The 19,210-nt window shown below is 63.1% G+C and carries 15 protein-coding genes; 7 read left to right on the top strand and 8 right to left on the bottom strand.

Features of this window, described 5'->3' with window-relative positions:
- Nucleotides 1-174 precede the first annotated feature (174 nt).
- From GOEFS_RS21520 to glpX, 3 genes are all read right to left on the bottom strand, one after another.
- Nucleotides 175-1,575 carry a class II fumarate hydratase gene (locus GOEFS_RS21520; protein WP_007320067.1) on the bottom strand — a complete coding sequence of 467 codons (1,401 nt, stop codon included), beginning with the start codon at nt 1,573-1,575 and terminating at the stop codon, nt 175-177.
- 187 nt (nt 1,576-1,762) lie between these two features.
- Nucleotides 1,763-3,463: a fumarate hydratase gene (locus GOEFS_RS21515; RefSeq protein ID WP_007320066.1), complete on the bottom strand. Its 1,701-nt coding sequence runs from the start codon at nt 3,461-3,463 to the stop codon at nt 1,763-1,765.
- Nucleotides 3,464-3,514: 51 nt separating this feature from the next.
- Nucleotides 3,515-4,513, bottom strand: a complete 999-nt coding sequence (gene glpX, locus GOEFS_RS21510) for a class II fructose-bisphosphatase (protein ID WP_007320065.1) — start codon at nt 4,511-4,513, stop codon at nt 3,515-3,517.
- A gap of 90 nt (nt 4,514-4,603) precedes the next feature.
- Between glpX and GOEFS_RS21505 the strand changes: the two genes are divergently transcribed.
- Nucleotides 4,604-5,191: a DUF4245 domain-containing protein gene (locus tag GOEFS_RS21505; protein WP_040525908.1), complete on the top strand. Its 588-nt coding sequence runs from the start codon at nt 4,604-4,606 to the stop codon at nt 5,189-5,191.
- A 107-nt stretch (nt 5,192-5,298) separates the two neighbouring features.
- Here the strand turns inward: GOEFS_RS21505 and GOEFS_RS21500 are convergent, their stop codons facing one another.
- From GOEFS_RS21500 to GOEFS_RS21490, 3 genes are read right to left on the bottom strand one after another with little or no spacing between them, the layout of a single operon-like run.
- A complete protein-coding gene (locus tag GOEFS_RS21500) occupies nt 5,299-5,520 on the bottom strand; it encodes an exodeoxyribonuclease VII small subunit (protein WP_007320063.1) in 222 nt (73 codons plus the stop codon).
- Nucleotides 5,517-6,770 (bottom strand): exodeoxyribonuclease VII large subunit, encoded by a 1,254-nt coding sequence (gene xseA / locus GOEFS_RS21495; RefSeq protein ID WP_007320062.1) that lies wholly within the window; start codon nt 6,768-6,770, stop codon nt 5,517-5,519. The genes GOEFS_RS21500 and xseA overlap by 4 nt, the downstream gene beginning before the upstream one ends.
- Nucleotides 6,771-6,781: 11 nt before the next feature.
- Nucleotides 6,782-7,600, bottom strand: coding sequence for a lipid droplet-associated protein (locus GOEFS_RS21490; RefSeq protein WP_007320061.1), 819 nt, complete (start codon nt 7,598-7,600; stop codon nt 6,782-6,784).
- A 94-nt stretch (nt 7,601-7,694) separates the two neighbouring features.
- Here GOEFS_RS21490 and GOEFS_RS21485 point away from each other — a divergent pair, with 94 nt between their 5' ends.
- Entirely contained in the window at nt 7,695-8,642 is a 948-nt protein-coding gene (locus GOEFS_RS21485) for a 4-hydroxy-3-methylbut-2-enyl diphosphate reductase (RefSeq protein WP_040525913.1), read from the top strand.
- Nucleotides 8,643-8,667: 25 nt separating this feature from the next.
- Here GOEFS_RS21485 and mycP read toward each other — a convergent pair whose 3' ends face one another.
- Together mycP and eccD are read right to left on the bottom strand one after the other, a co-directional pair.
- Nucleotides 8,668-10,044 carry a type VII secretion-associated serine protease mycosin gene (gene mycP / locus GOEFS_RS21480; protein ID WP_007320059.1) on the bottom strand — a complete coding sequence of 459 codons (1,377 nt, stop codon included), beginning with the start codon at nt 10,042-10,044 and terminating at the stop codon, nt 8,668-8,670.
- A gap of 2 nt (nt 10,045-10,046) precedes the next feature.
- A complete protein-coding gene (eccD, locus tag GOEFS_RS21475) occupies nt 10,047-11,585 on the bottom strand; it encodes a type VII secretion integral membrane protein EccD (protein ID WP_007320058.1) in 1,539 nt (512 codons plus the stop codon).
- A 125-nt stretch (nt 11,586-11,710) separates the two neighbouring features.
- On the opposite strand from eccD, the gene GOEFS_RS21470 reads away from it, so the two are divergent.
- The 5 genes from GOEFS_RS21470 to glmM all read left to right on the top strand — a co-directional run.
- On the top strand, nt 11,711-15,733 hold the full coding sequence (locus GOEFS_RS21470) for a type VII secretion protein EccC (RefSeq protein ID WP_007320057.1): 4,023 nt from the start codon (nt 11,711-11,713) through the stop codon (nt 15,731-15,733).
- A 411-nt stretch (nt 15,734-16,144) separates the two neighbouring features.
- Nucleotides 16,145-16,903 (top strand): type VII secretion-associated protein, encoded by a 759-nt coding sequence (locus GOEFS_RS21465; protein WP_170323213.1) that lies wholly within the window; start codon nt 16,145-16,147, stop codon nt 16,901-16,903.
- 192 nt (nt 16,904-17,095) lie between these two features.
- Complete coding sequence (gene rplM / locus GOEFS_RS21460; protein ID WP_007320055.1) at nt 17,096-17,539, top strand: 50S ribosomal protein L13; 444 nt, start codon at nt 17,096-17,098, stop codon at nt 17,537-17,539.
- Nucleotides 17,536-18,105, top strand: a complete 570-nt coding sequence (rpsI, locus tag GOEFS_RS21455; protein WP_007320054.1) for a 30S ribosomal protein S9 — start codon at nt 17,536-17,538, stop codon at nt 18,103-18,105. Before rplM ends, rpsI begins: the two co-directional genes overlap by 4 nt.
- Nucleotides 18,106-18,109: 4 nt before the next feature.
- A partial coding sequence (glmM, locus tag GOEFS_RS21450; protein WP_007320053.1) for a phosphoglucosamine mutase occupies nt 18,110-19,210 on the top strand: 1,101 nt, incomplete at its 3' end.

The raw sequence follows: 19,210 nt of genomic DNA, 5'->3' as shown, positions 1-19,210 counted from the left end.
TGGTGTTCGGCTCTCCTGGGTCTCGATACGGGCGCGTCTCGCTGGCGCTCGGCGTGCCTACTCGACCATCGGAGGTGGAGTGTTGGCTGGCGGTCGCGTGCACTCGACCATCCATGTCAACGCGTCTCGCTGGCGCTCGGCGCGCCCACTCGACCACCGAAAGTGGTTACCGGCCTATCGCTCGCGCTCCACGTTCGCCATCTTTAGTACGTCCAGTCGCTTGTCTAGTTCTTCCTCGCTGAGGTTGTCGCCGATGAGGCCACGGTCGATCACTGTCTGGCGAATTGTCTTGCCCTCCTTGAGAGCTTGCTTTGCGACCGCGGCGGCCTCTTCGTAGCCGATCGCGGAGTTGAGCGGTGTCACGATCGACGGTGAACTCTCGGCGAGTGTTCTGAGTCGCTCCTCATTCGCGACCAGCCCGGAGATGCACCGATCGGCGAACAGACGTGACACATTCGTGAGCAGCTTCAACGACTCCAGCACATTGCGCGCCATCATCGGGATATAAACATTCAGCTCGAAGGCACCGTTGCCGCCACCCCAGGTGACGGCGGCGTCATTGCCGATTACTTGGGCGGCGACCTGCGTAACAGCTTCGGGCAGAACGGGATTCACCTTGCCGGGCATAATGGAGCTACCGGGCTGAAGGTCGGGCAACTGAATTTCGCCGAGTCCGGTCAGCGGGCCCGAGCCCATCCAGCGCACGTCGTTGGCGATTTTGGTCAGCGAGACCGCGACGGTCTTCAATTGCCCTGACAACTCGACGAGGCCGTCGCGAGCGGCCTGCGCCTCAAAGTTGTCGGCAGCCAGGGTCAGGGCATCGACGCCGGTGAGCTTAACTAGTTCGGCGGTCACTTTGGTGCCAAATCCGTTGGGCGCGTTAAGGCCTGTGCCGACGGCGGTGCCGCCGATGGGCAGTTCGCCAACTCGTGGCAGTGTCGCGGCGACGCGTTCGATGCCGGCCTGGATCTGGCGTGCGTATCCACCGAACTCTTGGCCGAGGGTTACCGGCACGGCATCCATCAGATGCGTACGGCCACTCTTGACCACGCTGCGCCACTGCGATGCCTTGTCGGTGAGCGCAGCCTGCAAATGTTCCAGTGCCGGAATCAGTTCAGTCACAACAGATTCGGTCGCCGCGACATGCGTAGCGGTGGGGAAGGTGTCGTTCGACGACTGCGACATGTTGACGTGGTCGTTGGGATGAATTTCGACGCCGTTCGCCTTCGCGATCGATGCGATGACCTCGTTGGCGTTCATATTCGAACTGGTACCCGAGCCGGTCTGAAACACATCAATGGGGAACTGGTCGTCATGTTTTCCGTCGGCGATTTCGGTTGCCGCCGCGATGATGGCATCGGCCTTCTCGGCGTCGAGTAGTCCGAGGTCTTTGTTGACCTGCGCGCAGGCGGCCTTGAGCAGCCCCATCGCCCGGACCTGGGCGCGTTCCAGCGGACGGTGGCTGATCGGGAAGTTTTCCACCGCGCGTTGCGTCTGCGCCCGCCAGAGCGCGTCGACGGGAACTTTCACTTCACCCATGGTGTCGTGCTCGATGCGATATTGCTGTTCGGTCATGGCGCGGCGATCCTCCGACGATCAGTTGACTAAGGGTGTCCTCAGTCAACGTTACTGGGCTGGCGTCCCGCCATGTTGTGGGGTATCCCTCAGATTTCCCGCCTCACCAGAACGAAAACCGCACAATAATAGACCGCCGAGGGCAGCGTGCCCTCGGGCACGACCGCCGGTGCGGTTTTCGGGGAGGTTAGCGCTCCTTGGAACGAATCCGCACTCCACCGAGCGGTACCGTGACCGAACCGCCGGGATCGGTGAAGAAGTCGTTGCCCTTGTCGTCGACGACGATGAAGGCGGGAAAATCCTCGACGTCGATCTTCCAGACCGCTTCCATGCCGAGCTCGGGATACTCGATGACCTCTTGGCTCTTGATGCAGTCCAGCGCCAACCGCGCGGCTGGCCCACCGATCGAACCAAGGTAGAACCCGCCGTGCGTATCGCATGCGTTGGTTACCTGTTTGGAGCGATTTCCCTTGGCCAACATGATCATTGAGCCGCCGGCAGCCTGGAACTGCTCGACGTAGGAGTCCATCCGGCCGGCTGTCGTCGGGCCGAATGAGCCCGACGCCATTCCCTCGGGGGTCTTCGCCGGACCCGCGTAGTAGACCGGATGATTCTTCAGATAGTCGGGCATCGGCTCACCGGCATCAAGACGTTCGGCGATCTTGGCATGCGCGATATCGCGGGCGACGACGAGCGGTCCGGTCAACGACAGTCTCGTTTTGACCGGGTACTGCGACAGTTGAGCAAGGATCTCCGACATCGGCCGGTTCAGGTCGACGCTGACCACCTCGCCGCCCTCGATATCCTCGGCGACACCAGCGTCGGGCATGTACTGCGCCGGATCGGTTTCCAACTGTTCGAGGAAGACGCCGTCGGCGGTGATCTTGCCGAGTGCCTGACGGTCAGCCGAGCATGACACCGCGATGGCAACGGGCAGCGAAGCGCCGTGGCGGGGGAGCCGCACCACGCGGACGTCGTGGCAGAAGTACTTGCCGCCGAATTGTGCTCCGATGCCGAAGGATTGGGTCAGTTTGAAGACCTCTTCTTCGAGCTCGGGATCACGGAAAGCGTGACCGGCCATCGACCCTTCGGTCGGCAGGTTGTCGAGATAATGGGCCGACGCGTATTTCGCCGTTTTGAGCGCGAACTCGGCCGACGTACCGCCGACGACGACCGCGAGGTGATACGGCGGACACGCGGCGGTGCCGAGCGAACGTATCTTCTCGTCGAGATACTCCAGCAATCGCTTGGGATTCAGGATCGCTTTGGTCTCCTGAAACAGGAAAGACTTGTTCGCGCTACCGCCACCTTTGGCCATGAACAGGAATTTGTATTCCGGCCCTTTCGGCCCCTGCTCGGTCGCGTAGATCTCGACCTGTGCGGGCAAGTTGGTGCCGGTATTGCGCTCGTCGTACATACTGATCGGCGCGTTCTGCGAATAGCGCAGATTCAGCTTCGTATACGCGTCATAGACGCCGCGGGAAACCCACTCACCATCGTCGACGCCGGTCAGCACACCCTCGGACTTTTTGCCCATCACGATCGCGGTGCCGGTGTCCTGGCACATTGGCAGGACACCGCCAGCGGAGATGTTGACATTCTTGAGCAGGTCGAGTGCCACGAAGCGGTCATTCCCCGACGCTTCGGGATCGTCGATAATTTTGCGCAACTGCTTCAGGTGCGCCGGCCGCAAGTAGTGGCTGATGTCATGCATTGCCTCGGCGGTCAACTGTTGAATCGCTTCGGGACTGACCCGGAGGAATTTCTGCCCGTCGACGTCGAAACTCGATACGCCTTCGGTGGTGATCAGGCGGTACGGCGTCTCGTCGGGGCCGATCGGCAACAGATCTGAATACAGAAAATCCGGAGCGGGGGCTGATGTGCTCACGAACAGTGATGCTATCGCCGGGCCCGCCCCGGATATTCGGTAAGTATTGCCTTACAGGTCGATGCGTGCGTATTCGCGCAGCTTTTCGACGCGATGAACACTCTCGACGCGTCGGATGGTGCCTGACTTGGAACGCATCACCAGCGAACGGGTGGTTGCGCCGTTGGCGCGGTAGGTGACCCCACGCAGCATGTCGCCGTTGGTGACGCCGGTGGCGCAGAAGAAGGTGTTGTCGCCGCCGACCAAATCGTCGGTACCCAGCACACGGTCGAGGTCATGGCCGGCGTCGAGTGCCTTCTGCCGCTCTTCCTCGTTCCGCGGCCAAAGCTTGCCCTGAATCTCGCCGCCCATACACTTCATCGCGACGGCGGTGATGATGCCCTCGGGGGTGCCGCCGACGCCCATCAGGATGTCGACCGAGCTGTAGTCACCGGCCGCGGCGACCGCGCCCGCGACGTCGCCGTCGGAGATCAGCCGCACCTTGGCCCCAGCCTTACGGATATCGGCGATGAGATCCGCGTGACGCGGGCGGTCGAGGACTACGACGGTCACGTCTCCAACCTCGATACCCTTTGCCTTCGCGACGGAGTTGATATTCCACTCGACCGATTGGTCAATATCGATGGCGCCCTTGGCTTCTGGTCCGACGGCGATCTTGTCCATGTAGAAGACCGCCGACGGGTCGTACATCGCTCCGCGTTCGGCGAGTGCGATCACGGCGATCGAGTTAGGGCGGCCCTCGGCCATCAGGGTGGTGCCGTCGATCGGATCGACGGCGACGTCACACTCGGGTCCTTGCCCGTTACCGACCTCTTCGCCGTTGTACAACATCGGCGCTTCGTCCTTTTCGCCCTCGCCGATCACCACGACGCCGCGCATCGACACCGTCGAGAGCAACTCGCGCATCGCATCGACCGCCGCGCCATCGCCGCCGTTCTTATCGCCTCGACCGACCCACCGGCCGGCGGCGAGAGCGGCGGCTTCGGTGACCCGCACCAATTCCATCGCAAGATTGCGGTCTGGAGCTTGCTTGGATGACGAATCGGACATAGGCGGCTCTCCTAATGCGCGTGAATAGGTTGTCTCAATCCTTTCATCCCGCGTTCGGTGAGCTGGCATTGGCCTGGGATACTCGATGTCATGGCAGCAAAACCGCGGATACTCAACAGCAGCAAAGACATGATCTGGTCGTTGATTCCGCTCGTACTGCTCTGCGCCTTCGTGGCTTTCGCATCGCAGAATTGCTCGGTCGGACTGCAGGGCGACTCCAGCGACGACAAGACCCCGCCATTCGCGGTGACCGCCGCGCTGCGCGCCGACGCCGATGCGATGTCATTTCCGATCCGTCAGCCGCAGGTGCCGGGCACCTGGAAACCTAATTCGGGAACCACGCAGCCGGTCGGCGGATCGATGGCCAGCAACGTCGGCTGGATCACCGACGCTGGCGGCTATATCCAGCTGACCCAATCCGGCGCGGACGAAGGCGACCTGGTGGTCTACCTATCGGACCGAGGATCCGACGCCGGTATGACGAAGTTGTACGGTGCCGGGATACGCAACATTGACGGTCGGACCTGGGTAGCCTACGAGTCCGGTGACAAGACCAAAGTGTGGATTACCAATTTCGGGGTCGTACGTATCGCCGTGCTCACCAGGGGGCCCGACGCCGACCTGACTACGCTCGCTAAAGCGGTTCAGTCCGCCGAGCCGTTGGCGAAGCGAGGATAGCCAGAACGTCGGCTACCTGGCAGCGCTCTTCCCACACTTGTGGGTTCTTCCCACGGCTATAGACGTCGGAACGAACCACAACGGTGGGAAGAGGTCCCGACTTGAGGTCAGTCGTCGTCCTCTTCGGCCGCGAGCGCTGTTTCGATGCGCTGCCGAGCGCCGGCGAGATGTTCCTCGCAGCGTTTCGCCAGCGATTCGCCGCGCTCCCACAACGACAGCGACGTATCGAGGTCGAGGCCTCCGCGTTCAAGCGTGGCGACGACGTCGATGAGTTCATCGCGAGCATCTTCATAGCCGAGGTCTTCGACGGGAGGGCGGTCGTCGGTCACTGTTCTCCTTCAGTCGCGGTGACAGTCGCCGACGACGCACCGTCGGCGACCCGGATGCGCAGGCGAGCGCCAATTGGCATGTCGTCGCGAGATGACACGATGAACGGTTCGGTGTTGCCGGCCTCGTTTCCGACCTGCTGCACGACGGCATACCCGCGGGCGAGCGTCTGTGCCGGTCCGAGCGTGGCGAGCCGTGCCGCGAGGTGCTCGATCTTGGTCTGGGCAGTATCTACCGACCGGGTGACATCCCGACGAAGCGTGACGCGCATGCGATCGATGTCGGCCTGATGACTGTCGAGCATGGACGTTGGTCGGGCCAGTACCGGCCGTTGTTTGAGGCCATCGAGCCTATGTTCCTCGCGATGCACCCAATTACGCAGCGCGTGGGCGTTGCGACGTCGAAGTGAGTCGATTCCCGCTCGTTCGGCGGCGACGTCGGGGACGAGGCGTTTGGCCGCATCGGTTGGGGTGGCGGCGCGAACGTCGGCGACCAGGTCGAGCAGCGGGGAGTCGGGTTCGTGACCGATAGCCGAGATGAGCGGTGTGGTGAGGTCGGCGACGGCGCGCAGCAGCGCCTCGTCAGAGAATGGCAGCAGATCTTCGACGCTACCGCCGCCGCGTGCGATGACTATGACATCGACATTGTCGTTATTCTCAAGCTCGGCAAGATGTTTCAGGATCTGAGGCACTGCGGTAGGGCCTTGGACGGGTGCGTCGCGAAATTCGAAACGGACTGCCGGCCACCGGCTCGTGGCTACTGACACGACGTCGTGCTGAGCCGCCGACGCGCGCCCGCTGATCAGCCCAATCGTCCTGGGCAGGAACGGAATTGGACGTTTGCGGCGCGAGTCGAAGAGACCTTCGGCTGCCATCAACTGTCGTAGCCGCTCGATGCGGACGAGTAGCTCGCCCACACCCACCGGGCGAATGTCGGTGACGCGTAACGATAATGTGGCGCGCCCGGTGTAGAACGACGGTCGTCCCGCCATGACAACGCGGCTGCCCTCTGTTAGCGGCACCGGACTGCGGGCGAGCAGATCCGGCGAGCAGGTTACCGAAATAGAGATATCGGCGGCAGGATCACGCAGCGTAAGAAAGGCGACCCGGGTGCCCGGCCGGCGGTTGATCTGAGTCAGTTGCCCTTCGACCCAGATCTGACCGAGCCGGTGCACCCAGTCGGCGATCTTGGTATTGACAGTTCGAACCGGCCAGGGATTGTCGGCCGAGTTCGGTGCATCCGATGCAGCCACGCGTCGTGTGGCTACTTCTCGGACTTGGTGGCGATCCGGTTTTCCAGCATCGTCAGGAACGGGGTGCGAGCTCGATTGGCCTTCTCATAGGTGGCGAGGGTGCGCAGATCTTCGAGTTCGATGACCCGGAGTTTGGCGCGAAGCTGAGCCAAGGTGAGTGCGTCATAGTCGAGTTCGCCGACGATCCCGTCGAATGCGGCGTCATCGGTCTTGGCCGGTGCGGCCTTCTTTGAGGACGTGACATCGTCGGGAGCGGAACTGTAGAGGGCGAAACGTCCATTCGACGCCGAGGGGCCCGCCGATTTCGCCGCGGCCTTGGGTTTGGTAGTCGTGGACTTGGTAGCCGCGGGTTTAGCGCGCTTTGCCGCTGCCTTTGTCGCCTTAGCCGGAGCGGTTTTCGCGGGGGCCTTGGCAGCCGCCTTGGTTGCCTTCGCGGCTTCAGGTTGGTCCGCCGCAGGCTTGGTCCGCTTAGTGGGGGTGGTAGTTGGCTTTGCCGCCACCGGCGCGGGAGCAGCCGGGGCCGAGGTAGGTGTATCCACCGGTTGGACCAGAGCAAGCTTTTCGGTCGCCGGCGGGGTGGCTTCGGAATCCTCATCGAAGACTGCCCAGCTGGGCTGTTCTTCAGTCTTGCCGAACAGGCCGTCGAAGACAGTGTCGCCTTTGATGGCGAGTTCGGCGACGTTCTGTTGCATGCGCATGCCGGCCTGAAGTGCCTGGCTGACAGCGGTCATCGGCAACGTGACGGCGTAGGTGGGTAGTTTTCTCGTCTCTTCGACGACCGTGGCAAGCAAGCCGGCGGCGACGCGAGCGGTATATGGAGGTCGGATCATGGGGTCAACTCTGCCATTAGTGTGTGACACAGCCAACCGATGCCCCGCCTGCGGCGATGAGAGATCGGGCGCAATGGCAAGTATCGTGGGAACCATGTCTGAGCACAAACGGGTCCTTTTGGCGCAACCGCGTGGGTATTGCGCAGGTGTCGACCGTGCCGTCGAGACCGTCGAACGCGCGCTCGATAAGCACGGTGCGCCCGTCTACGTGCGCAAAGAGATTGTGCATAACCGACATGTCGTAGACACCTTGACCGAACGCGGGGCGGTGTTCGTCGGTGAAACCGACGAGGTCCCCGAGGGTGCGCTTGTCGTCTTCTCGGCACACGGCGTATCGCCTGAGGTTCACAAAACGGCGGCCGCGCGCAGTCTGAGGACAATCGATGCGACCTGCCCACTGGTTACCAAGGTGCACCAGGAAGCTAAGCGGTTCGCTCGCGACGACTACGACATCCTGCTCATCGGCCACGAGGGTCACGAGGAAGTCGAAGGCACGGCGGGCGAGGCACCTGAGCATATTCAGTTGGTTGACGGCCCCGACCACGTCGACGACGTCACCGTGCGCGAAGGCGTGCGTCTGGTGTGGCTCTCGCAGACGACGTTGTCCGTAGACGAAACGATGGAGACGGTTAAGCGACTGCGGGAAAAGTTTCCGCAGTTGGAAGACCCGCCGAGTGACGACATCTGCTACGCGACGCAGAACCGGCAGGTCGCCGTTAAGGCGATGGCACCGCACTGCGAACTGGTGATCGTCGTCGGGTCGCAGAATTCGTCCAATTCGCAGCGGCTGGTGGAAGTGGCGTTGCAAAACGGTGCGGATGCGTCGTATTTGGTCGACTACGCACGCGAGATCGATGCGGCATGGCTCGACGGTGTGTCGACGGTCGGCGTGACGTCGGGTGCATCGGTGCCCGAGGTACTGGTGCGCGGGGTGGTCGACCTGCTCGCCGAGCATGGTTTCGGCGACGTCGGCGCGGTAACGACCGCAAATGAGACGCTGACCTTCGCCTTACCGCGCGAGTTGCGGCCCGCGCGGAACTAGGCTCGCGCCGGGGGAGTCGACGACGCTAGAACTCGCCTTGCCTCAGCCGTCGAACCCGACGATAGGGCAGCGCGACCGCCAACAATGCGAGTACAACACCCAACGCTGTCCCGGTGCCGATCAGCGCGGCCCGTCGCGGCCACGGGTCTGGTGTAGCTGGGCTCGGCGGAGCCGCGATCGGTCGCCGAGTGGGTGGCGCGATCGTGTCGTCGTCTAGTTCATGGGTCAGTGCCGCAACGGGATCGATGACGCCCGCACCGATTTGATGGTCGCCGCCGTTTCTGGCCGAATGCGCTGTCCGAATTATTCGGGCCATCACCTGAGCCGCGCGCAGATGTGGAAATCGGGCGCGTATCAAGGCGGCCGTGCCGGCGACATACGGTGCCGCGAAACTTGTTCCGTTGATTGGCGTGGGTCCGTCGGTGGACTGAATACCGTTGATTAGCGAGGGTCCGCCGCGGCGATTGGTCAGGCCGATGATGTCGGTGCCCGGAGCCGCGACCGATACCCATGGGCCGTGCAGGCTGAAACTGCTTGGCGCACCCGTGATCGAGTCCACCGCGCCGACGGTCAACACGTATGGCGCGAACCAAGCGGGACTCGCGACGGTGGTCACCGAGTCCCACTCGCGGCCAGGTGCCGGTGCGGGATTCTGTTCTCGGCAAGCGCCATTCGACGACAGGTTGCCGGCGGCGACTACGACCACAACGTCCCGGTCGTAAGCGAACTTGATCGCGGCACCTAAGCTCGCGTCGTTCAGCGCACGTGGATTCTGCGTGCACGCGACCTCGGAAATGTTGATCACGGTGACGCCGAGTTCTACTGCGCGCACCACCGCGGCGGCGAGAGTTCGGACGGTTCCGACTCCGCCGCCCAGCGTGGGCTCGTCGCGTTTTGTGCCGCGCACCGCGAAGGCGCCACTGGATTGTCGGATCGACAGGATCGTCGCCTCGGGAGCGACCCCACCGTAAGAATCGGTGGAACTTGTAGTGGCAGCGATGATTCCAGCGACAACGGTTCCATGAGCGTCACAATCGGATAGACCGTCGCCACGCGCTACATAGTCGCCGCCGCCGCGCAATCGGGGGAGTCGCGGATGCGGTGTCACCCCGGTGTCGATGACGGCCACCGTCTGGCCGCGCCCACGGCTGAATTGCCAAGCGCCAGAAAGGTTCAACAGGAATGCGGCAGGTGGTTCAGCCAGCCGGCCCAATGTTGTTGGTGTGGCACACAGCGAACGTTGTTCAGTTGCCTCCGCCGGGCCCGGCGGGATGCCGAGCGATGGGAGAGGGCCGGTGATCGAGGGCGGCGTCAGAGCGGCGGCCGAAGGACATGTAGATGCCGCGATGACCAGTGCCGCGGTACCTGCCGTTACGATGCGAATTATGTTCGGGCGCAACATGGTCAACGCAACGATCGCACGATCTGGTACAGGTCGAGGATCCACAACAGCAGCGGCACAATCGAGACCACGAGGAGATACTCAACCAGCTCGGCCATCCGTCGTGCGACCGGCGAGAAGTCATATATCGGTGCGACGATCCCGAACACCACCGCGCAGCCGAAAATCAAAGCTGTGCAACCAAATACGGAAAGTGCGGCGGTATCCGACAGGGCATCTCGAGCGGTCAATACTCCGCTGAGCCCGATGAGAAGCGTGCCGGTACCCGCGAGAATCAGTGAGCTGGCTTGTACGAGGTCGGTATGGGAGCGTCCGCGTAGCACCAGAACCGCCGCGATGAGGGCTACGTAACCGTATGTGCGCGTGTCGAATTCGTACCACGGAGTCGTGGTGATCACTGCTGCGGCAACGGTGACCAACGCGGCGCCGACCGAGATGCCGGTCAAGTACGCCTGCCCTACCACGGCGCGAGCGGCCAGCGACTCGACTTTCGGCAATGTGACCGCACCGACCGCGTCTATTCCGTCAATCGACGTAGGTGCACTATCTCCAGCGTCGATCCGATCACCGGCCGTCGGCACCGACGGCAGTGGCAGTTTGGCGAGAATCGCTGTTATCCGTGGCGCGGCAAACACCACACCAACACCTAGTGCGGCGGTGGCCGCGGCAACCTGGGCCACGCTGCCGACGAATATCTGGCATAGGGCGGCTGGCCCAACGATCAGCGCGGCGGTCGTCGCGGCACTATGCACGGTCGGACTGCAGCCGAGTACCCGGTGCGACCCCGCTGCGATCACCAAAACCATTGCCGCACTGAGCACGACGGTCGTAGACGACATGACCCCCGGCGTGAGCGATGCGCCACTCGCAATGGCGAAGATCAGCGCTGCCCAACTGAGTACCGCCACCGTTGGGGTGTCCGAGCCGTGCAGGTGGACGAGCACCGCGGCAACCATTAGTCCGGCGCAGAACAGTGCCGCGATAATCGTGGGCCACCATCCAAGTCGCCCAGACGCGAAGTGTCCAGCGATGAGAGCGACGGCACCTACCGCGGTAGCCGCGAGCGCGCAACCGTAACCGACAAAGCGCGCGGCGTCGGGTGACCAGTGTCGAAAGCGCGCGGTACCCAACTCGGCCAAAGCATCGATCACGTCGTCGAATAACGCGGGCGAGGCGCCGACGCGGAGTGATCGCAGGGCGAGTAGGTCGCCGTCGCGGACGCCGGCGTCGTGCAGGCTGAGGTCGGCTGGCAGTGGGTCGGATCCGATCGGCGCTAGTGTCCAGCGTCGTGGGTCAGGTGGTGCACCGACGATGTCCTCACTGTCAACATCTAGTTCTGAATCCCTGGCTGGCAATGGATTTCGCGACTGGATCTGCTCGATCAACGCCGGCATCAACGCTGCGACCGGAATATGCGCCGGAAGCCCCACGTCGAGTTGCGTGTGCCCGCCGAGGATGGAGACGCGCGCGAGGACCGGTTCGACAGGATCGTCGGATGGATCGCTGCGGCCAGCGTCAAGGACGGGTGTAGATACGGACATATTCTCTTCGACCTCCCCACCGAAAAGTGTGTCGGGCCAAGTTAGCGCAAACCGGGTGCGCCTGCCGGTGTTTGGCGTAACAATGTCCGTCGGGAGGTAGTTGTCAGTGACGACTGGGGGAGATCATGGCGACTCAGGGCTATGTGCGACGTCCGCGTGTGGCGGTACCGCGTACTCCGGCCGGGGAGGTGAATATCGCTGCGCCGCCGGAGATCTCACGCAACATTCCGGGTAATGCGTTGTTGAAGTTGCTGCCGGCGGTGATGGTTATCGCGGTGGTTGGAATGATTGCGCTGATGTTCGTTACCGGCGGACGCAATGTTCTCGAGAACCCGCTGTTCTTGATGTTTCCGATGATGATGCTGATGTCGATGTTCGGAATGTTCGCCGGAAATCGAAGCGGCGCGAAGCCCGCGGCCGAACTGAATGAGGACCGCAAAGACTACTTCCGGTATCTCGGCCAGCTGCGGTCGGAGGTGCGCGCCACGGAAATCGCTCAGCGCGATCATCTGACCTGGGCGCATCCCGATCCGGCGACGTTGATCGACGTGATCGGCACCCGCCGGATGTGGGAGCGCACCGACGCCGATCCGGACTTCGGGCATGTGCGGTTGGGCATCGGATCGCAGCGATTGGCCACACGCCTTAACCCGCCTGAAACCCGTCCGCCCGAAGACCTGGAGCCTGTGTCGATGATCGCACTGCGGCGATTCGTGCGTACGCATTCGGTGGTGCATCAACTGCCGACCGCGATTTCACTGCGCGGGTTCGGCACTATCGGTCTGGCCGGAGACCGGGCAGATACGCGGGCATTGTTGCGCGCCATGATCATTGGACTGTGTGCGTTTCACGCGCCGGATGTGTTGCGCGTGGCGATAGTGACTCGCGACCCGCTCGCCGAATGTTGGGATTGGGCCAAATGGCTTCCGCACGTTGGGCACCCGTCGCATTACGATCAACTCGGCCCGATCCGGATGATGTGGCATGGTCTGGCGGAGTTGGAGAACGCCCTCGCCGGCGAACTCAACCAGCGCAGCCGATTTAGCAGATCGTCGCCGGTACATGCCACACCGCAGTTCGTCGTCATCCTCGATGACGGCTATGTCGACGGCACGGAACGTTTGGTCAACGAGGTGGGCACCGATGGTGTAACCGTGATCGACTTGGCCAATCCCGACGTCGGACCGGGAAACCGGCGCGGAATCCAACTTATGTCGCGACACAACAGAATCTCCGCACGCAGCGCGTCGGGCGTTGAAGAGTTCGCCGACGCCGATCGGATGACTATCGCCGACGCGGAGGCGTTGGCGAGGAAGCTCGCCCGGTTCCATTTAGCGGCGGGAGCCGTCCTACTCGACCTCGATGCCGAACCCGGCGTGGTCACCCCGGATCTGTTGGGGCTCTTGGGGATCGCCGATGCCGCGGCGTATGCGCCGGAGAGGTTCTGGCGCGGCCGAGATGCCACCGCCCGGCTCCGTGTGCCGATTGGCTGCACACCCGACGGCACGCCCGTCGAACTCGACATTAAGGAAAGTGCCGAAGGCGGAATGGGCCCGCACGGATTATGTATCGGCGCAACGGGATCGGGTAAGTCGGAGTTCCTGCGCACATTGGTCGTCGCGTTGACCGTCACTCATTCGCCGACTGAACTCAACCTCATTTTGGTGGACTTTAAGGGAGGTGCGACTTTCCTCGGTCTCGACACCGCGCCCCACGTCGCGGCAGTGATTACCAATTTGGAGCAGGAACTGGAGATGGTTGACCGCATGCGCGATGCCTTGTCGGGGGAGATGAATAGGCGCCAAGAGGTCTTGCGCGCGGCGGGGAATTTTGCCAATGTCGGCGAATATGAGCGCGCGCGAGTGGCCGGCGCTCCGCTAGCGCCGCTGCCCGCGCTGTTCATCGTAGTGGACGAATTTTCCGAATTGCTTTCACAGAAGCCAGATTTCGCTGACCTCTTCGTAGCGATCGGTCGTCTAGGGCGGTCCTTGCATATCCATCTGCTGCTGGCATCGCAACGATTGGAAGAGGGAAAACTGCGCGGACTAGACTCTCATCTGTCTTACCGGATCGGCCTAAAGACGTTTTCCGCGCACGAATCTCGGTCAGTCCTCGGCGTCCCCGATGCCTACCATCTACCGAGCGACCCGGGATCGGCATACCTCAAATGCGATTCGGCGCAGATTCAGCGATTCAAGGCCGGCTATGTCTCCGGTACGTATGTGTCGCCGCAGATGGCCCCGCCGACATCTGGCGGTACACCGCGATCGCAGGCCATGCCGGTACAGGTGCTTGCCTTCACCGCGCTGCCCGTCGCGCAGCGGCCCGCTCCGTTAGCAGCGCAGGAGGGAGGCGAATCATCCTCGGGCAGAACAGATGTTCCGCCAACGGTATCGGGACAGCCGATGGGACCGTCGGTGCTCGAAACACTCGTCGGTACGATGGCCGGCCGCGGCCCCGGCGCCCATCAGGTGTGGTTACCTCCGCTCGACGAGGCACCGACCCTCGATCAGCTCGGAGTGCTGCCAGTTATCCCGGCCCGCGGTATTGGTGCTTTGAAGTTTGTGGTGGGTGTGGTGGATCGTCCCTACGACCAGCGACGTGACCCACTGCTGGTCGACTTATCCGGTGCCGCGGGCAATGTCGCGGTGGTAGGCGGTCCGCAGTCCGGCAAGTCGGTGGCGATCAGGTCGATCATGATGTCGGCGGCGGCCACCCACAGCCCCGAGCAGATTCAGTTCTATTGCCTCGACTTTGGCGGTGGAACACTGTCGTCATTGGCTGGCTTGCCGCATGTTGGGTCGGTGGCCGCGCGCACCGACGCCGATGCGATCCGGCGCACCGTCGCCGAGATTACCGAGGTGATGCGTGATCGAGAACAGCGATTCGCGACATACGGAATCGAGTCGATGCGGGACTATCGAGCGCGATTGGCCGCTGGCGCGCCCGAAGCGGATGGTGATCGATTCGGCGACGTGTTTCTAGTCTTCGACGGGATCGGAGTACTCCGCAACGAGTGGGAAGCAATCGACGACGCGGTCGCCGTCATCGCAACCGAGGGCCTTTCCTATGGTGTGCACGTCATCGTCACCGCGTCACGGTGGGCGGAAATCAGACCGGCGATCAAAGACATGCTCGGTACCCGTATCGAACTAAAGCTGGGCGACGCGATGGACTCCGAGGTAAGCAGGGGCGCAGCGCTTTTGGTACCGGCCAATCGCGCCGGTCGTGGAATCACCACCGGCGATTTGCATACCCTGACCGCGTTGCCTCGCTTCGACGGCATCGCTGATGTCACGACCCTCAGTTCGGGGGTGGTCGACGGGGTGGACGCGATTGCCGTCTTGTACAGCGAAACTCGCGCACCCCGCGTACGACTACTCGGCAGCATGATCGATGCCGCGGCGCTCACGCAGGCCGTGATCGACGCGCGAATCCTCTTGGGGCCGAACCAGGTAGCGATCGGACTTGGCGAATCGGCTCTGGCGCCAGTTATTCTCGACTTTGTCGCGCAGCCGCATTTCGTCGCCTTCGCAGACGTCGAGCACGGCAAGACCACCCTCCTTCGCACTATCGCCACCGGTTTGGTGGCCAATGCCGCAGCGGCACAGGTGAAACTGGTGATCATCGACTACCGACGCACAATGTTGGGACTGATCGACGGCGACCATGTCGCCGGCTACGCGAGCTCGGCGGCCACGGCGTCGGCCATGCTGTCCGAGCTCGCTCAGATCTGTACCGCACGACTGCCCGCTGATGATGTGACTCCAGCCCAATTGCGCGACCGCAGTTGGTGGAGTGGCCCGGAGATCTATGTGCTCGTCGATGACTACGACATGGTCGCGACGTCAACCGACAATCCGCTGTTGTGTTTGCTCGACCTGTTGCCGCAGGCGAGAGATATTGGGCTGCATATGATCTTGGTTCGGCGCTCCGGCGGCGTCGGGCGTGCGCTGTTCGATCCGCTTATCGCCCGCTTGCGAGACCTATCCACCGATACCCTGCTGATGAGCGGTGATCGTGACGAGGGCTACATCGTCGGGCAGTCCCGGCTGCAGCGACTGATACCCGGACGCGGTGAGTTGATCCGCCGGAGTCGACGACCCGAGATGGTTCAGATCGCTTACACACCAGTAGATTCGGCCTGACCGGTGATGTCGACCAGCGATCTCCCGCCGGTTGTCGATCTGGCTGCCGAACCGCTCGCGTGGGAGGTAGACCGCTTAGCTGATCCCGCCGCGCGGCGGGCGTGGGCCACATCAATGAATGCGCTCGTCCGGCACCAGAGTCCACCTTCGGGTCCCTTGTGGATCACCGTGCCGACCGTGTGGGGTAACCCTCGACGGAACCGTCTGCTGAGCGTTCTTCACGGCTGCGAGCGAGCGATTGTATTGGTGCCAAGAGCGATTGCGATCGCACACAGCCATACCGATGTCGCGTGTTCGACGTGCGTGGTCGTGGAAAGCGGTTCTCCCCGCCGTCCGTCGCATACATCGAACCTTTTCGCGCACAGATTAATTCGCCGGTCCGACGGCTGGGAACTCGTCTCGACCAAGCCCGTGGACTCACAATCGGATACGTGGCCGGGTGGCGACTACGACGACGCCTCAATGATTCTCCTCGACGAGAATGCGTTCGATACGTTGCAGTGGATCCGTCACCGCACGGGCGTCGGCCGAATACTCGCCGTCGATACCGGCCTGGTGAATCGCTATGGCGGCGATCCCGGACAGGCCGAGTATCAGCAAGGCGAGACGCCGTGCCTCGGCGATGTCGGTGTGCCGGTCGGTCAGCGGCGCCGGCGGATGCTGGCGATGGTGACCGTGGTGGCGGTGATCGCGGCCGTGGTGATCGTTGGTGGGGTGCGGTCGGGGCGCACTTCGTCGTCGGGAGCCGAGTCGGCACACGTTGGCCGTGTGACTATCGAGATCCCATCGGGTTGGCGGCGCGCGGAGCTATCGACTGAAAAGGACGCGACGTCGAGGGCGGTCTTCGTCCATCGCGACACCGGGCGGCGCATCATCGTTGTGCAGACCGCGCTGCGTGCCGGCTCGACGCAACAGACAGTGGCCCGGAGTCTGACGAATAAGATTGCCCAGCGTGGGGACGACGCGGTCGCCGAGTTCGCCCCGTCGATGCGGGTGGCCGGCCGCGAGGTGATCGCTTACCGCGAGGCACCCGAATCTGGAGCGTCCATCTCTTGGTACGTGCTTGTGGAGCACGATCTGCAAGTCAGTATTGGATGTCAGGTGGGCGCCGATGCCAGCGCGATGACCGGCGAGTGTGCGGCAGCGGTTGGTTCGGTGGTGATTGACTAAACTTCTCGCACGACGCAATTTGGACCTGACCAGCCTAATCGCGTAATCTGGATCGCTGGTGCACGGCATCGTTCGTCATTCGTACAGGTTGACGCCCGATAACGCAGGCCCCGGGTCCCCACTGGTCGCCGGGAATCGCCTGGCCGAACGCACTTGACCAGCAACCACATCGACAAGAGTTGAGGATCAACTGTGTCTACCTACACCCCGAAGGCCGGTGACATCACACGTACGTGGCATGTCATCGACGCCACCGACGTGGTGCTTGGCCGTCTCGCCGTGCAGACCGCGAATCTGCTCCGTGGCAAGCACAAGCCCACCTACGCACCGCATATGGACGGCGGCGACTTCGTCGTCATCATCAACGCGGAAAAGGTCGCGATCAGCGGCAACAAGCGCGAAGACAAGCACCTCTACCGCCACTCCGGTCACCCGGGTGGCCTGAAGTCCCGCTCGGTCGGTGAGATCCTGGAGACCCGTCCGGATCGTCTCGTCGAGGCCGCCGTCAAGGGCATGCTGCCGCATACCAAGCTTGGCCGCGCCCAGGCGTCGAAGCTGCACGTCTATGCAGGTCCCAACCACCCCCACGCGGCTCAGCGCCCCGTCCCCTTCGAGATCAAGCAGGTGTCCCAGTGACCGAGGAAAACGTCAACGACGCGGCCGTCGAAGAGGCTGTGGAAAATGCTGAAGCCGCTGACGAGGCAGTGACCGACGCCGCCGAGTACGTCGAAGAGGCCGTCGAAGGCGCCGACGACTACTCGGACGATGCAGTCGAGGCGGCCGTCGCCACCCCGCGCGAGCCGGTTGTGCTCGATCGCCCGATCCAGACCGTCGGACGTCGTAAAGAAGCAATCGTCCGCGTGCGTCTGGTGCCCGGCACCGGTGAGTTCACCCTCAACGGCAGCCGTTCGTTGGAGAACTACTTCCCCAACAAGGTGCACCAGCAGATCGTGAAGTCCCCGCTGGTCACCGTCGAGCGCACCGAGTCGTTCGACATCCACGCAAAGCTCACCGGTGGCGGCCCCTCGGGTCAGGCCGGCGCATTGCGTCTGGCTATCGCCCGTGCGCTTATCGAGGTCACCCCCGAGGACCGTCCGGCACTGAAGAAGGCCGGCTTCCTCACTCGCGACCCGCGTGCCGTGGAGCGCAAGAAGTACGGCCTGAAGAAGGCCCGCAAGGCTTCGCAGTACAGCAAGCGCTGACGCATTGTCTTCGCGGCTCTTCGGAACCGACGGAGTCCGTGGCCGGGCCAACGCCGATCTCACCCCAGAGATCGCGTTGCGCCTGGCCGCGGCCACCGCGCAGGTTCTGGGCAACCCAGGAAAATCCGATCACCCTCCCGTCATAGTCGGACGAGACCCCCGCGCATCCGGTGAGATGCTCGAGGCGGCCGTCTGCGCGGGACTCGCGGCCGAAGGAATCGACGCGATCCGGGTCGGCGTCGTGCCGACTCCCGCGGTCGCATTTCTGACCGCCGACTATTCCGCCGCTTTCGGCGTGATGATCTCTGCCTCGCATAACCCCATGCCCGACAACGGCATCAAAATCTTCGGCCCCGGAGGCCACAAACTCGACGACGCAGTCGAGGATCGGATCGAGGCGGTCTTCGCCGGCGATCTGGCGCATACCCGGCCGGTCGGCGCAGGTGTAGGCAGGCTTCGCGACGCCCCCGATGCGTCCGATCGCTATCTCGCCCATCTCGCCGCCCAGATATCGCATCCGCTAGACGGGCTAACCGTCGTGGTGGACTGCGCCAACGGTTCGGCGTCGCGGCTCGGGCCGATGGCATACCGGGCAGCTGGCGCCACAGTGGTCGAGATATACGCCGAACCAGATGGTCTGAACATCAACGATGGTTGTGGTTCAACGCATTTGGGCAAGTTGCAGGCAGCGGTGCTTGAGCATGGCGCGGACCTCGGACTGGCCCACGACGGCGACGCCGACCGGTGCCTAGCCGTCGATTCGACCGGCACCGTCGTCGACGGCGACATCATCATGGCCATTCTGGCCACCGCGATGGCGCAAGCGGGCCGCCTGAAAGACGGCGTCCTGGTAGCCACCGTGATGAGCAATCTCGGCCTGCATATCGCAATGCGCGAAGCGGGAATCACCTTGCGCACCACCGCCGTTGGTGACCGCTATGTACTCGAAGAGCTTCGCGCCGGCGGCTACTCGCTCGGTGGCGAACAGTCAGGCCACATTGTGCTGCCGGGTGCCGGGACCACAGGTGACGGCGTGTTGACCGGACTTCTGTTGATGGAGCAGATCGCCCGTAGCGGTCGTCGGCTCGCTGACCTCGCATCGGTG

Origin of the sequence: Gordonia effusa NBRC 100432, from assembly GCF_000241305.1 — a bacterium.
Taxonomy (GTDB): Bacteria; Actinomycetota; Actinomycetes; order Mycobacteriales; family Mycobacteriaceae; genus Gordonia; species Gordonia effusa.
The sequence above is the reverse complement of the archived record's forward strand: the minus strand, read 5'-3'. Positions and strand labels throughout refer to the sequence as shown.